Origin of the sequence: Klebsiella ornithinolytica NBRC 105727 = ATCC 31898 (assembly GCF_001598295.1) — a bacterium.
GTDB classification, from domain to species: Bacteria; Pseudomonadota; Gammaproteobacteria; order Enterobacterales; family Enterobacteriaceae; genus Klebsiella; species Klebsiella ornithinolytica.
This window is the reverse complement of record NZ_BCYR01000008.1, coordinates 188,809-204,819: the sequence shown is the minus strand read 5'-3', so window position 1 is coordinate 204,819 and position 16,011 is coordinate 188,809. Positions and strand designations below refer to the sequence as shown.

Genomic DNA, 16,011 nt, shown 5'->3' with positions numbered 1-16,011 from the left:
ATGAAGGATTTTACGTATATAATTTTGAAGAATCTCGCTGTAAATAAAGGAAGAAATCACTCATGACATCGGAAAACGACGCGAAACGCCCGACCCAGGATCCGGGCCAGCCGCCGGAAAAAAGTAAAAGCCCGCTAGCCGCCATCAACGACTCTGCCGTGGCGCAGAAGGCGAATCAGGCGTTAAAAACCGTCACCGGAACAGCAGAAAAAGTTCAGAGAAACCCGATTATTGCGCACCTGCTGCGCGCAACCGAACGTTTTAACGACAGAATGGGAAACCAGTTCGGCGCCGCCATCACCTACTTCTCGTTTCTGTCGATGATCCCGATTCTGATGGTCTCCTTCGCCGCCGCCGGTTTTGTGCTGGCCTGGCACCCGACGCTGCTGCAGGATATTTTCGATAAAATCCTGCTGAATGTCAGCGACCCCACGCTGGCCGCCACGCTGAAAAACACCATTAATACCGCCATCCAGCAACGCACCGCCGTTGGCCTGGTCGGTCTGCTGGTCGCGCTCTATTCCGGTATTAACTGGATGGGCAACCTGCGGGAGGCGATTCGCGCCCAGTCGCGCGACGTCTGGGAGCGAGCGCCGCAGGACCAGGAAAAGATCTGGATGAAATACTTCCGCGATTTTATCTCGTTGATCGGCCTGCTGGTGGCGCTGGTGGTGACGTTATCGATAACCTCCGTCGCCGGTTCCGCGCAGCAGATGATCATCTCCGCGCTCTATCTCGATAATATTGAGTGGTTAAAACCGGCCTGGCGGCTGATCGGCCTTGCTATCTCCATCTTCGCCAACTATTTGCTGTTTTTCTGGATCTTCTGGCGTCTGCCGCGCCACCGCCCGCGGCGCAAGGCGCTGATTCGCGGCACCCTGATTGCGGCTATCGGTTTTGAAATCATAAAAATGATCATGACCTGGACGCTGCCCGCGCTGGTGAAATCGCCTTCCGGCGCCGCCTTTGGCTCCGTATTAGGCCTGATGGCCTTCTTCTATTTCTTCGCCCGCCTGACGCTGTTCTGCGCGGCGTGGATCGCCACGGCCGACTACAAGGATGACCGTCGGATGCCGGGCAAAGCCCACGATTGACGCCCTTTCGGGCTGAAGAGAGGTACAAAATTCAGCCCGAATCATCATTTCAGCAGATAAATCCAACGTGTAACTTTTATTTAACTCAAAACTGGTTTTATCTACTATTGTTTTATTTATGTGAAGCATTTCATAGAAGTTATTTTTCCGGCACACAAATTATCCGCTTTTTGGCCATTTTTTCACCGACAGCGCCCTCTGTTACAGATTGAAATGTCCCTTTTGCTGTGGCTATATGACCTTTCGTTCGCTAAAAAATAAGAAAGATCTATGCAAGCCACAGCCACCACACTCGACAAGCCGCAGGAAACCGCTCCGGTTAACTCGCGCAATAAAGTCGTCGTCGCCTCCCTCATCGGCACCGCCATTGAGTTCTTCGACTTTTATATCTATGCCACCGCCGCGGTGATCGTCTTCCCGCATATTTTCTTCCCGCAAGGTGACCCGGCCGCAGCTACGCTACAGTCGCTGGCGACGTTTGCCATTGCCTTTATCGCCCGTCCGATTGGCTCTGCGCTATTTGGCCACTTCGGCGATCGCGTTGGCCGTAAGGTCACGCTGGTCGCTTCGCTGCTGACCATGGGGATCTCCACGGTGGTTATCGGCCTGCTGCCCGGCTACGAGAGCATTGGTATTCTTGCACCGATGCTGCTGGCGCTGGCGCGCTTCGGCCAGGGTCTGGGACTGGGCGGCGAATGGGGCGGTGCGGCGCTGCTGGCGACTGAAAACGCCCCTCCGCGCAAACGCGCGCTGTACGGCTCTTTCCCGCAGCTCGGTGCGCCTATCGGCTTCTTCTTCGCCAACGGCACCTTCCTGCTGCTCTCCTGGCTGCTGACCGACCAGCAGTTTATGGCATGGGGCTGGCGCGTACCGTTTATCTTCTCCGCTGTGCTGGTGATTATCGGGCTGTATGTGCGTGTGTCGCTGCACGAGACGCCGGTGTTCGCCAAAATCGCCGCCGCGAAGAAACAGGTTAAAATTCCGCTGGGAACTCTGCTGACCAGGCATGTGCGCGTCACCGTTCTGGGCACCTTTATCATGCTGGCGACCTATACCCTGTTCTATATCATGACCGTCTACTCCATGACGTTCAGTACCGGCGCCGCGCCGGTGGGTCTCGGCCTGCCGCGGAACGAAGTGCTGTGGATGCTGATGATGGCGGTGATTGGCTTCGGCGTGATGGTGCCGGTGGCGGGCCTGCTGGCCGACGCGTTTGGTCGTCGTAAGAGCATGATCGTGATTACCTCGATGATCATCCTCTTCGCGCTGTTTGCTTTCAAACCACTGCTGGGCTCCGGTCAGCCGGTGCTCGTCTTTGCCTTCCTGCTGTTGGGCCTGAGCCTGATGGGGCTGACCTTCGGCCCGATGGGAGCGCTGCTGCCGGAGCTGTTTCCGACGGAAGTTCGCTACACCGGCGCCTCGTTCTCGTATAACGTTTCGTCGATTCTCGGCGCCTCCGTCGCACCGTATATTGCCGCCTGGCTACAGGGCAACTATGGTCTGATGGCGGTCGGCCTCTACCTCGCGGCCATGGCCGGGCTGACGCTGATTGCGCTGCTGTTGACCCACGAAACGCGCCATCAGTCGCTGTAATCCCTTACTGCCCGGCGCGCCGCGCCGGGCACGCGTCCTCCGTCCGCTTACTTTTTCATCTGCGATAAAATCGCCCGGCACTGATTGGCATCCCCTTCCGCAGGCGATACCAACGCCAGCAGGGCCGCCGCCGGCGTGACTAATGTCGCCAGCGCCGCCGCTACCGCGCCGCGCGCAATCAACGGCCCCGCCTTCACCCCGGCATTCGGCGATTGAAAGGTCCCGCGCACGTACAGCGGAGAACGTAGGGTAATAATACGCAGCCCCTTACTCTCCGGATCAATGGTCAGATCGAGCTGTTCCGAAGCAAAGCTGGCGGTACCGGTCACGTTAATCAGCGCATTTTCGGTATCAAAGGCAAAAATCTGCGGCCGCGCCACGCCGTTAGTTACATTGATGTTTGCCGCCGCGCAGTTCACCCGGACCTCATCATCACCAAAAATCTGCCCGATAACGTAGTTACCCACGTTCAGGCCGAGGATTTCCATCAGGTTGCGGCTAATCAGACCGTCGTTCATCAGCAGCTTGAGATTCCCGTTGCTGTTGCCCAACAGCGCCGCCACCGAATTACCGCTCCCGCGTAGCTGTACGTCGCCATTCATCTCCCCGAGCGTCTTCTGCATCATCTCGACTTTCGGCATCAGGGCCTTCAGCTTCAGACGCCGCGCCTGCAGGTTGGCTTCCCCCTGCAGCGGTTTCTTATTGCCCTGCAGATGGAGGCTGCCGGCAATGGTGCCGTTCGCCAGACCAAAGCGCAGCGGCTGCAGACGCAGGTCACCTCGTTGCAGGATCACATGGGTAGAAAGGTCGCTAATCGGCAAGCTGCCGCCGTGCTCAATCCGCCCGCCTTTAAAGCGCACATCGGCGTCCATCAGCTGCCATTTATCGGTGTCAAAGCGATCGTAGGGCAGCACTTTCCCGGCAGGCTGCGCTGAGGCCGTGCCTTTACGTTGCTCGCCTCCGGCAGCTTTTGTGCTCGCATTCACGCCAATGAGCGGGCCGAGATCCGCCAGCCGTAGCTGTCGTGAAGCAACATCGCCCTCCAGCTTCGGCCGCGGTTTGCCGGTGCTGTAGGTCAAGGAACCGTGGATATCACTCTCGCCAATCCGCCCGTTAAAATCACGATAGGCGAAACGTGCGCCTTGCGGATCCTGAAAAGTGGCCCGCAGATGGCCGTCGGTCGAGAAGGCCGGCGTATCCGGGAGCACGACGCCGGTCAGGTCGTACAGGTCCCGCAGCGACGCCCCGGAGAACTTCAGGCGCAGATCCACGCCCCCGAGATTGAGGGGATCGCTGACCGTGCCGCTAAAGGCGACCCGGGTATTTCCGGAGCGAAAGTCCCCCTGCAGCGGGAACGGCTCCCCCTCGCTGCGCAGCGCCAGCATGCCGCCGATTTTACCGCTGCCCTGCAGCGGCTGCCCGTTATAGGTCCCCTTCGCCTGCAGACCAAAAATATAGTCTCCGGCTTTTTCCGCCCCCTCTTTGCCCTTCTCGCCGCTCACCTCGCTGAAGGGCAGCGGCTTGCCAAGGGGATCGACCAGGATCGTGATATCCGCGCGCGTCACCTTGTCATCAATGGCGATCCGTCCGCGATCGAACAGAATATTATCCAGGCGGAAAGACCAGCCGGAAGAGGCGGAGTGCTCGGTAGACGCGGCGTCGGAGGCCAGCGTAAAGGTCCAGTTATTATTTTTTTCCGACAGCCGAATCAGGCGGGCATCGGGCTGTTCCAGCTTAATCCACGGCAGATAAACGGTTCTGGTAAGCAGCGCCAGCGGCGCCAGGGTGGCTTCAACTCGCGGCAGATGCACCATAGTGACCTGAGGGATCGCCGGCGGGTTGCCGAGAACAATATCTTCGGCATGGACGTGCGGCCAGGGGATCCAGCGCCGCCAGCCGCGCTCGCCAGGCTGGCGCTCCCAGACAACGCCGAGGTCGCCGCGAATCGCAAACGGACGATTCAGCTCGGCTGAGACCTTCTGGTTGATCGTCGGTTTCAGGCGATTCCAGTCAAAGGTCGCCAGCACGATGAAAAACAGAACGATCGCTACGAGTATCGTTCCCGAGATAATGGCAATCGTTTTACGGGTTCTGGTCATCCCCTCTCCGCTCCTTTTGCGTCTCGTCAGTCCTGAATATAGTTGAAAAGCACATCTTTCTCTGACAAATGCGCTTTTCGTCACATTCCACGCGTCAGGTCAAAAAAATAATGGAACATTGTTTTAATATAATTGACCATAAAAACGGCGCGGCGCACACTAGCGCGCATTCGATTCCATCTCAGGTCATGATTATGTCTAAAAAAATTGCCGTCATTGGCGAATGTATGATTGAGCTGTCAGAGAAAAACGCGGCGGTAAACCGCGGATTTGGCGGCGATACCTTAAACACCTCCGTCTATATTGCGCGCCAGACCGATGCCAGCGCACTTGCCGTCCACTACGTTACCGCGCTCGGTACGGATGGATTCAGTCAGCAGATGCTGGATGCCTGGCAGCAGGAGAATGTCCACACCAACCTGATTCAGCGTATGGCCGACCGCTTACCCGGGCTGTACTACATCGAAACCGACGATACCGGCGAGCGCACCTTTTATTACTGGCGTAACGAGGCGGCGGCAAAATTCTGGCTGGAGAGCGAGCAGGCAGCCGCAATTTGCGAAGAGCTGGCCACCTTTGACTATCTCTATCTCAGCGGAATCAGCCTGGCCATCCTCAGCCCGACCAGCCGCGACAAGCTGCTGACGCTGCTGCGCGAATGCCGCGCTAACGGCGGGAAGGTCATTTTTGATAATAACTACCGCCCGCGCCTGTGGGGCAGCCAGGAAGAGACTCGCGAGGTCTATCAACAAATGCTGGCCTGCACCGATATCGCCTTCCTGACGCTGGATGACGAAGATGCGCTGTGGGGTGAAAAGCCGGTCGATGAAGTGATTGCCCGTACTCATGCCGCAGGCGTGCAAGAGGTGGTGGTGAAGCGCGGCGCGGATTCATGCCTGGTGGCGATCGCCGGCCAGCCGCTGCTGGACGTACCGGCCGTGAAACTGGCAAAAGAGTGCGTAGTGGATACCACCGCGGCAGGCGATTCGTTTAGCGCCGGCTATCTGGCGGTGCGTCTGACCGGCGGTGATGCGGAGTCTGCCGCCAGACGCGGCCACCTGACGGCCAGCACGGTCATTCAGTATCGTGGGGCGATTATCCCGCGCGACGCGATGCCGCAGTAATCCCGGAAAGAGCGTTACGCTTCAGCCCGGGAACTCCCGGGCTGTGGCTGCATTACTGCGCTGAGGGGATATCCGAGGCATCGTTATGCACGTCAGCCGCGCCACCGCTGGTTGCCGCAGCCGGGGCTGGCATCATCAGCCTTTCCCATGTCGCCTTCAGATCCTTCATATTGTATTCCGGCTCACCCTGCGGTTGCTGCAGTACCAGCGCCATATCCTGCGACAGCTGCTGGCGCAGATACTGGTTCAGCATATCCACGGTCAGAGAGTCCAGAAACTCCTGACGCAGCTTCTGATACTGCTCCGGCGCGATGTCCACCACTTGGTTTTGCAACGAACGGATACGCTGGCTAATCAGAATATCGGTATCGGTGCGCGCGTAGGTGGCGAACAGCTTTTGCAGCTCCAGATTTTTCTGCGCAATCAGCGCATCAAACTCTTCTTCCGGCAAGCCGTTATCGCGTACCTTCGCCAGTTCGCGGGAGACGGCGGTCAGGTTTGCGTTGAGTTTGTTGCCCGGTGATTCAATATTAATGGCGCACTGAGCACGCTGATACAGCACCCGGCAGTCAAAGCCGAGGTTAACGTCTTTCGCGTTGCTCCTGCTCAGGCTCTGTTGCACATGCCAGAACAGCGCTTCACGCGCCAGATCGTCACGCCAGTAGCGCTGCAGAGCCACCGAGTCGCGAATCGGCTGCCACGGGGAATCCCACATGATCGACAGCTTATCCTGACGCACCGTCCTGGTCATGATGCTCACCGGTGTCGTCGGGAGCGGCGCCAGCGTCGGCACCGCCGCCGGCGTTTCGCGTTTGCCCTTCAGCTCGCCAAAGGTCTTGTTGATCTGCTCCGCCACGCTGCGGCTATCGACGTTCCCCACCACGATCAGCGTCATGGCATCCGGGGTATACCATTTCTGATAGAACGCCTTCAGCTGGGCAATATCGACCGGTTTTTTCAGCGGGGCGCCTGGATCATGTCCCAGCATCGTGGAACCTTTCAGGCGATAGCGCCACCAGCCATCTTTCGTGTCCAGCGGCCAGGTCGCCACCATGTCATCTCCCTGCAGGGCATGATTCACCGACTCTGGCGTCACGACCAGCTTTCCGCTGGCATCCGACAGCCAGCTCAACGCCTCTTTCAGCAGATCGTTGCGGTTATTCGGCAGGCTGAGATTAAACATGGTGTAGTTATACGAGACAAGCGCGGGCGGCATCGGACGATTGGGGTCAATGCTTTGCTGCCATAGCGAACGCGCCTGCATTGTCGGCAGACTGCCGCTCTGCGTCAGCGCCAGACGAGGAATAAAGTGGCTAAAGCCGCTCTGCTGAGTGCTTTCGCTCAGCGAGCCAATATTTACGAACAGACGGACTTCAATACGATCGCTAGGGCGCTGCGGCGTGGCTAAAACCTGCCACTGAAGTCCATTAGCGAGAGTCCCCTGTTGCCAGGCCGGGTCCGGCTGGAGCGCTTCTGCTTGCACATAACCGGCTGCTGCCATCATCAGCAAACCACCCGTTAACAGTCGAATTTTTGTGCCCTGCATGTGAACCCCTGATGAACATTCCTGGTTACAAAAGCAACCCGCGCACGGGCTGCCAAAAAATATGGTGAACGAAGTACGTCGGTTAGACCACGCGGAGATGAAAATGTCGCACGGAGACGTAAAATAATCATTTCGTATCATTCCCCTGCGGCGGGGAATGATACCTAATTATGCGCAGGAGCCCGGAGTCCAGCAAGGACAACGGGCCTAACAGAAGGATTTAAGAGGATAATTCGTGCGATTTGTTGGTCGGCTCGCGATTATTCAGGACATCATCCAGCTGCTTGCTGTCCAGTTCTTTCACCCATTTTGCCACCACGATAGTCGCCACACCGTTGCCCACCAGGTTGGTCAACGCGCGTGCTTCAGACATAAAGCGGTCAATCCCGAGGATTAGCGCCAGACCGGCGACCGGTAAATGCCCGACCGCAGAAATCGTTGCCGCCAGAACGATAAAGCCGCTCCCGGTCACCCCCGCCGCTCCTTTTGAGGAGAGCAACAGCACGACCAGCAGGGTAATCTGGTGGAAAATATCCATATGGCTGTTCGTCGCCTGGGCAATAAACACCGCCGCCATCGTCAGATAGATCGAGGTCCCGTCGAGGTTAAAAGAGTAGCCGGTTGGAATCACCAGCCCCACGACCGATTTACGACAGCCCAGCTTCTCCATCTTGTCCAGCATACGCGGCAGCGCCGATTCGGACGAAGAGGTCCCAAGGACAATCAGCAGCTCTTCACGGATGTAGCGGATGAACTTGAAAATGCTAAACCCGGTCACGCGGGCAATCGAACCCAGTACCACCACCACGAACAGGATACAGGTGATATAGAAACAGACGATCAGCTGGCCCAGTTGCACCAGGGTGCCGACACCGTATTTCCCGATGGTGAAGGCCATGGCACCGAAAGCACCGATTGGCGCAAGGCGCATAATCATATTGATGATGCCGAAGATCACCTGCGAGAAACTTTCGATGACGTTAAAAATGAGCTGGCCTTTGCTCCCGAGACGATGCAGCGCAAAGCCAAACAGCACGGCAAACATCAGTACCTGAAGGATATTGCCGCTGGCAAAGGCGCCGATGACGCTGCCGGGGATAATATCCAGCAGGAAGGCGACAATGCCCTGTTCTTTCGCCTGCTCGGCGTAGACCGCTACCGCATGGGCATCCAGGGTCGCCGGGTCGACGTTCATTCCGGCGCCGGGTTGCACCACGTTAACAATAATCAGGCCGATAATCAGCGCAGCGGTACTGACCACTTCGAAATAGAGTAGCGCCACCGCACCGGTACGGCCGACGGCTTTCATACTTTCCATCCCGGCAATGCCGGTCACAACCGTACAGAAAATAACCGGCGCGATAACCATTTTTATCAGTTTAACGAAGGCATCGCCGAGAGGTTTCATCTGCGCGCCCAGTTCCGGGTAGAAATGGCCCAGCAGAATACCGATCGCAATGGCCGACAAAACCTGCACATAGAGGCTTTTGAAGAGAGAGGTTTTCATAGGGTGTCCTTTGGGTAAAACCACAGACCTTGAAGGGGTATAGGCTGTCTGTGGCTTAAAAGTAACACCAGGGAAACATTTCAGAAATAACTAACCGCAAAAATGCAACGGAATTGTTAAAAACTTTGAGCTGACACGCACAAGTTCACCACCCGCGTTACAAGCTTGCACCCCCTTCATTCTTGCCGCGCAAGAACTGCGTCATAAAGGCCTCCTGCGACAAAGCGCAACCAAACAGGAACCCCTGAACAACATCCACACCGGCCGCCTGCAACCAGTGATACTGCGCTTCTTTTTCCACTCCTTCCGCCACGATGCGCAGATTAAGGCCGCGTGCCAGCTGGATAATCGCCGGAACCATGCTGGTATCCTCGGGCAGCATATCGATAAAGGCTTTATCGATTTTCAGGATATCGACCGGCAGCGATTTCATATGCTGGAGCTGACGCAGCCCGGCGTAGCCCATCCCGAAATCATCCAGCGCAATCCGCACGCCCGCCTCACGCAACGGACGCAGCAGCGACACCACCGTCTGCGGGTCGTCCAGATGACGGCTTTCCGTAATCTCCAGCACCAGCGTCCCAGGCGCGATGCGATAGCGATCCAGTAATGTCAGCATCTCGGTACCGCGATCGTGGTGCAGCAGCTGCAGCAGCGAAACGTTCACCGACAGCGGCAACATGATGCCCAGGCTTTGCCATGCGGCCAGCTGGCGGCAGGCTTCTTCCATCACCCAGTAACCCACCGGCACCATCAGCCCACAGGCTTCAATGCGTTCAATCAGATCCGTAGGGAGCGACCAGCTTCCGTCGGGCTGGCGTTGTCGCAGCAGCACTTCCGCTCCGCAGACCTCACCGCTGGCGGCATCAACCTGTGGCTGGAGCCAGATAGCGAACTGATGATTATCCAGCGCGGTAAGGATGTCGTGTTCTTCCATCAGCCGACGCTGGGCTTTTTCCATCTGGGCCGGATCGAAGAATTCAATCTGGTTTTTACCTTTATGCCGCGCGGCGATGGCGGCAGAAAATGCCCGACGATAGAGCTGTTCCGCGCTCAGTTCGCCGTTAAACATCGCAATACCCACGCTGGCGCAGGGGCGCAGTTGAATACCCTGCAGCGGTAGCCGTTCATTTATGACAGTGAGCACTTGCTTACTTAATGTCACCGCGTGCCACGGCTCGCTCATTCCGTGGGCCAGAATGGCGAAGTCATAGCCGCTAATCTGAGCCAGCACCATCCGCGGCGGGATGATCCCCCGCAGCTTCTCCACCAGCGTCAGCAGCAGGATCTCGCGCTGGGTCTCTTTCAGTACTCCCGCGGTGTCCTGCAATGTTTCGCAGGCGATAACCAGCAAAGCTGAGCTTTGCGGCCGGGCGACGGTCTGCTCCAGCAGGGCCATCAAAAAGGCCTTATTCGGCAGCTCGGATACCGGGAAGCGGGTGGACTGTAAGGTCAGCTCATCGTGCTGACGCAGCAGGGTCTGCTGGTTTCGGTTATAGCTGCGCACCAGCAGGCCGATTTCATCATCATGGTGCAGACGCGGCAGCGTCAGCTGGTGCCCGAGCCGGTCCTGCGGCGCAACATCATTGAGCTCACGAGCCAGCTTACGCAGCGGACGGACGATCAGACGGTTGATACACCATGTGATAGCCACCGTCAGAATAAGCACCAGCAAGAAGTAAGCAGTCACTAACGTAGAAAGTACGCTCATGACGAATTTGTAGGTCTGCCAGGAGTCGGCCTGCAGCACCAGATAGGCTATCGGCTGCGGGTTGGCTGGCCTCTCCAGGGAGTAAATCGGCAGGGAGATCTGTACCGGGAGTTCGAAAACGCGGGTCACCATCACCGGTACCGGACGCTCCGGGATAAACCGCATCCGCAGCGCCTGAAATTGATTGGGCAACACCACATCCGCCCGGCTGACAATACCAGCAGGCTGGATACGCCCCAGAATGGCTTCCGCCTCGGGGATATCCGCTTTCAGGATAGCCGCCGACAGGGGTTCGCGAACGGAACGAGCGATACTTTCTAATTGCGTGGCCGTAATGAAGCGACTCTGTTGCACAAAGTGAAACAGCAAAATAGAACAAAATACCAATACAAACGCCATGGACACGCCCGCGACCATCGCCATCTGTTTAATTGTAAGTGAGCGGCTGACGCGCAACTGGGTTCTCCACTGATACTTAACACCTACCCGGTTTCATTCCATCAAAACCGGTCGTTTTCAGGCTGATTATATACTTAAATCCTTCGCCCACGTCCGCAAGGGGTGACGCGACGTCTGCGGGTTATTTTCCCGGATTGCCGCTGCCCCCTTACCGGAGCCAGGCGACAGCATGGGTCTCTCTCCCCGGTAAGCGTAGCGCCACCGAGGGAAAGACGGCCAGAATGAACAAAGACGGGCGAAGTTTGACGAGTATACGCGAACCGGCGGCTGGAGTGACGCCCGATCGCGTAATTCAGGCTATTCTGCTACCAGTCCGCGTAGGGTACCAGCGGCTGTGGCGGCATATCCATATCACCCTGCCAGCCGGCGGCCGAATAGCGCACGTAGAGCAGCGCATGGCTCGGGGTATAATCCTTCGCCTGTTGAATATCCACCGCCGCCCCCACGAACCAGTTGCCGGTAACTCGTCGCTCAACCAGCGCCCGGGCGGTGTAACCAAAGCCCTGACTGCTGCTGCCTTGTTCCGTCAACTGACTGGCATCGGCCCGATAGTCTGAGGGAATCAAATTCAGCAGCGGGTAGCGCGGCATGGTTTTGGTACGCGAGTGCGACCAGGAGACGGATCCCCCCAGTTCCCATGACCAGTTTTCCGTCCGCTGCCGCCAGGTGACCGGTACCGCGAACGAGATATACTCCTGCGGGCTATAGTAGCCGCCCTGGCCGAGGGTATAGCCGCTCAGATCTTTGTCATAGTGCCAGAGCATATTGTTCAGGCCCACCGTGACGCGGCGGTTATCTTCATTGATGACTTTATAGTAGTAACCGGTCATCCAGCGCACGCGCCAGTTGTCGGCCACGTTTTTTCCCGTGAGTTGATCGACGCCCAACGAAGACCAGACGCCGTTGGCCTCGCCCTTATCGTAGCTCATGCTCACGCCGCCGCCGTCAGCCCGGACGCCGCCCCAGGTTGTCCCGGTATGGCTGCTGCTGTCTTTCTGTCCGCCAAAGGCAAGCAGTGAGCTGGAAATCGGCCGGCGATGCATATTGAGGGTGTAGCCGATCGGCCCGAGATCGTTGCTGTAGCTCAGGCCGCCTACCACATCCACCACGTTAAAGCCCATCGGAGTGGTACCAATATCCGCGCTCCAGGTCTCGTTCTTCCAGCCCACCGCAACGCTGGCGCCACCGTCGGTCTGGTTTTTGCTACCGCTGGTGCAGGCAATTTCACCGCAGGTCCCCCAGTTTGGCGAATAGCTACCGTCGCTGTTCGTTGAGAAGCTGCCGGCATCCATATTGACCAGGTCGGTACGGAAGAACATGCGTCCGTCGGCGAGCGGCGCATCCACATGCAGCATCGTGGTGTGCGCTTTGAGATCGGAATAACCGCCGGTACCGCTGGATCCCCAGAAATCATGTTCCAGGGTGACGTTAAGATCCTGCTGGCGATAGAGATCCGCGGCGTCGCTGCGGATCCCGCGCTTCAGCCAGTCATCGCTGCTGTCATTGCGGGTCAGGCGGGTAAAGGCATCGTTATCCTGCGGGCGGACCGGGGTCACGCCAGAAGCCACCATGGCATCTTTATAACTCTCCAGCGCCATCTGCGGCTGGCCGTTCTGGGTCTGGAACCGGGCCGCATCGCGCAGCACCAGCGCACTTTCCATTGACGGAGGCTGCGCTTTCGCCTGCGGGATAATACGGTTAAAAATCTGCTGCGCCTGGGCTGTATCGCCAAACCCCGCATTCGCCAGGGCCACCCGCCGCTGCATATTGATGGAATCGGTCTCTCCGCCTTTCAGCTGGCTGACCTGCGCGCGCGCGGCATTTTTATCGCCTTCGGCAAGATAGACTTCCGCCAGTCCCAGACGGGCATCACCGTTGTCGGCCTCCTGACTCAGCACCGCGTTGTACTGCGCAATCGCCGTCTGGCTATCGCCGCGCTGCTGCGCCCAGTCCGCAAGCGTAAGCTGGTAGCGAACCAACGGCGGCTGCTGTTGAATGAGGGCGATAGCCTGTGTTTCCCGGCCGCTGTCGCGCAGCTGGTTAGCCTGGCGTATCACCTTATCGCTCTGTAAGCGCGCATCCAGCTCACGAATGTTATCCGTCCACTGGCCGCGCGGCAGAGTAGCGAGCTGCGCCAGCGCCAGATCGTCCTGATTATTGCCGGATAAATAGAGACCCCAGGCATAAACCCGCTCGGCATCCCCCGGCTTACGGCTGACCATATTACGCATCAGCGTATCGGCCTCCGCCTGTTCGCCTGCGCTGACTAAATCACGGGATAAACGATAGGTAATCCACACGCTATCCGGGTCAAGCGCCAGGCGCCGACGCTGGACCTCCGCCGCCTGCGCCCAGTTGCTTTGGCTCTCCAGCGCTTCGGCCTGTTTTTCCAGTCGTTCATTGGTCAGGCTGCGCTCGATATCATCAATGCTGCGCCGCTGGGCAGGCGACAGACTGGCGATATAGGCGCTGGCTTTTTCCGGCGATTGCGCACGATAAAGATTAGCCAACCCGCGAACCGCCAGGTTGTTGCCGCGATCCATCCGCAGGGTACGCTGATAATAGCGCTCCGCTGCCGCATTATCTTTGCGCGCTGCCGCCACATCCCCCAGCCCAAGCACCGCATAGCTATCGCTACTGTCGACCCGCTGAGCCTGCGCATAATAGTTTTGTGCCCGATCCAGCTCGCCGGCCTTCAGCGCATTATCGCCCTGCTTGATCAACAACCAGTAGCGGTTCGTCTGTAGCAGGCTGTCCCATTTATCGCGATTCGGGCTTTTCGGATCCATCGCGATCGCTTTGTTCAGCTGTGCGACGGCACGGGCTCTGTCGCCACGCTGCGAATAGGCCTGGCCCAGCGCGCCCACGGCATCGCTGTCCCTGGCATCGGCCCGCACGGCCTGCTGTAAATTGGCCACGGCCTGGGCGGGGTTGTCATTTTTGACCGCCGCCAGTCCTTCGGAACGCACGCGAAATGCCGGATCCTGAAGCTGCGCCTGCTGCTGAGCCAGCAACACGCGAGCATTCGCTGCCGATTCACCGGTGGTGAACAGGACCAGAAAACGCTGCAGTTGCTGCACGCTGGCCCGGCTGACCGGCATATCTTTGATTTCGCTAAGCCACATATCGGCCGCAGCGCCGCGACCGGCGGCCGAACGCGACATTTGTTCTAAATAGGCAAACCCTTCCGCCGGTTTATCGTCAGCAAACATCTGTTTGGCCAACGCCGCCTGCAGGTCGGCATTACCCGGGGAGCTGGCATCCAGCTTCTTCAGCTGAGCAACGGCTTCTTTATGTCGCGCCGGGAGGCGCGCCACCAGCGCCCAGTATTCAATCGCGAGGGTCTGATCGGGCGGCACGCCGCCGAACAATTTTTCAAAGGCGGCCACCCCCTCTTCTACACGTCCCGACACTCCCAGCAGGCGCGCCTGCTGCAGCTCCTGCCTCCCGTCGCCGGTGTTGAGGTTCATTTCGCTACGGGAGGATTTCAGTTCTGCGGAATCGGGGGCCAGTTTTGCCAGCCTGTCGAGCTGTTTTTTGGCGCCGTCGGTGTCGCCCTGGCGCAGCAGGTAACGCATTCGCGCGGCAATTAATTGCGGATTATTCGGGTCAATCAGCTCCAGGCGATAGAGGGATTGCTTAACCAGATCTTCACGATGGCTCGCTTCGCCCAGCCGGACCTGCTCCAGCAGATGCTCCTGGGCAGGGGTTGTCGCCGCCTGCGCCAGCGGCAGCAGGGCGATCCCGAGAGACAAGGTGATAATACTTAATCTGAACTTACGCATTCCTGGTCCCAGTCAGGTCGTAATTCGCCACCCGCAGTGAAACGAAAACGATGTTGATCCCATCCCTGGCCAAAAAGCGTCAGGACCGCACTATAATAGGCATCGGCGCCCGGATAGTGGTCTGCGACGCGCTGGCGCTGTATCGCCCGGGCGTCGTCATTTTGTAAAAACGGCAGCATCGACGCTGAAAATCCGACCGGGCCGTTGCCGGTCGTTTTCCCGGTTGCGATATTCGCTTTTTCCGGCGGTACGCCCTGGCGAATCGTCTGCGCTTCCATCGGTTTAAAACGCGCCAGCAGTCGCGCTTTCTGTTTATCCCCATCATCCAGCATCCCGACCCACAGATAGACGCGAATCGCGTCGTAGCTGCCGATTATCGGTTTGTCCGCATTCAGCTGCCAGCCTTGTCCTTTTTCGTAACGCACCCAGTCAGGAGAAAAACCTTTGGGCGCCGTCTCCAGCAGAAAACGCAGGTTGCTGTCGCGCAGTTTCGGCCACGGGGCGCCAAACCGGCTGAAGTAGCTGGCAAGCTGTGGCGGAAGGTAGCTGGGGTTAAAGCGCCAGCCTTTATCGTCGACAAAGCCAACTTTACCGGGGAGCACCATCGGTCCGAAACCCGGCACATCCGTCACTTCTTCATCGGCGATACGTGACAAGAGCGCCTTGCCCACCTCGGTGTACTGCGGCATCTGCCACAACCGCCCGGCTTCCAGCAGCGACCAGGCTATCCATAAATCGGAGTCGGACGCGGAGTTGCTGTCCAGCAGCGTCCACTCCTCATCGCTCTTTTTGCCCCACAGCCAGCCCGGCAGGTGCGCACGCAGATCGCCCGCCGCCAGGTTGTTCTGGGTCCACTGGAACAGCTTGCCGAAAGCGTCGCGATCGTTTGCCGCCAGCGCGAAGAACAAGGCGTAGCTTTGCCCTTCGGAGGTGGTGATTTTTCGCGAATCGGCGGGATCAACCACCCGCCCTTCGGTACTCACATACTCTTTTTTAAATTGCTCCCAGGCCGGCCACTGGCAGGCGGCGCTTACCTGTGCCGCCGCCAGCATCAGAACCGACAGGATGACTCCGCGAATCGGGTTCATCATCG

At 58.2% G+C, this 16,011-nt stretch carries 9 protein-coding genes; 3 read left to right on the top strand and 6 right to left on the bottom strand.

Features of this window, described 5'->3' with window-relative positions:
* Positions 1-62: 62 nt before the first annotated feature.
* Entirely contained in the window at positions 63-1,094 is a 1,032-nt protein-coding gene (gene yhjD / locus ROR01S_RS16905; protein ID WP_004868703.1) for an inner membrane protein YhjD, read from the top strand.
* A 270-nt stretch (positions 1,095-1,364) separates the two neighbouring features.
* Entirely contained in the window at positions 1,365-2,687 is a 1,323-nt protein-coding gene (locus ROR01S_RS16900) for an MFS transporter (RefSeq protein WP_004868705.1), read from the top strand.
* A gap of 47 nt (positions 2,688-2,734) precedes the next feature.
* Here the strand turns inward: ROR01S_RS16900 and ROR01S_RS16895 are convergent, their stop codons facing one another.
* Entirely contained in the window at positions 2,735-4,786 is a 2,052-nt protein-coding gene (locus ROR01S_RS16895; protein WP_064359704.1) for an AsmA family protein, read from the bottom strand.
* Positions 4,787-4,980: 194 nt separating this feature from the next.
* Here ROR01S_RS16895 and kdgK point away from each other — a divergent pair, with 194 nt between their 5' ends.
* Positions 4,981-5,910, top strand: coding sequence for a 2-dehydro-3-deoxygluconokinase (kdgK, locus tag ROR01S_RS16890; protein ID WP_032718456.1), 930 nt, complete (start codon positions 4,981-4,983; stop codon positions 5,908-5,910).
* A 52-nt stretch (positions 5,911-5,962) separates the two neighbouring features.
* On the opposite strand, the gene ROR01S_RS16885 is transcribed toward kdgK, so the two are convergent.
* The 5 genes from ROR01S_RS16885 to bcsZ form a co-directional block, all read right to left on the bottom strand.
* Positions 5,963-7,456, bottom strand: coding sequence for a M16 family metallopeptidase (locus ROR01S_RS16885; RefSeq protein ID WP_004868711.1), 1,494 nt, complete (start codon positions 7,454-7,456; stop codon positions 5,963-5,965).
* Between the two features lie 220 nt (positions 7,457-7,676).
* Positions 7,677-8,963 (bottom strand): dicarboxylate/amino acid:cation symporter, encoded by a 1,287-nt coding sequence (locus tag ROR01S_RS16880; RefSeq protein WP_004868713.1) that lies wholly within the window; start codon positions 8,961-8,963, stop codon positions 7,677-7,679.
* 157 nt (positions 8,964-9,120) lie between these two features.
* The gene (gene hmsP / locus ROR01S_RS16875) at positions 9,121-11,130 is read right to left on the bottom strand and encodes a biofilm formation regulator HmsP (protein WP_004868715.1); all 2,010 of its coding nucleotides are present in this window, start codon (positions 11,128-11,130) and stop codon (positions 9,121-9,123) included.
* Between the two features lie 308 nt (positions 11,131-11,438).
* Positions 11,439-14,918: a cellulose synthase complex outer membrane protein BcsC gene (bcsC, locus tag ROR01S_RS16870; RefSeq protein ID WP_032718367.1), complete on the bottom strand. Its 3,480-nt coding sequence runs from the start codon at positions 14,916-14,918 to the stop codon at positions 11,439-11,441.
* Positions 14,900-16,009 (bottom strand): cellulose synthase complex periplasmic endoglucanase BcsZ, encoded by a 1,110-nt coding sequence (gene bcsZ, locus ROR01S_RS16865; protein WP_004868720.1) that lies wholly within the window; start codon positions 16,007-16,009, stop codon positions 14,900-14,902. The genes bcsC and bcsZ overlap by 19 nt, the downstream gene beginning before the upstream one ends.
* Positions 16,010-16,011: the final 2 nt, after the last annotated feature.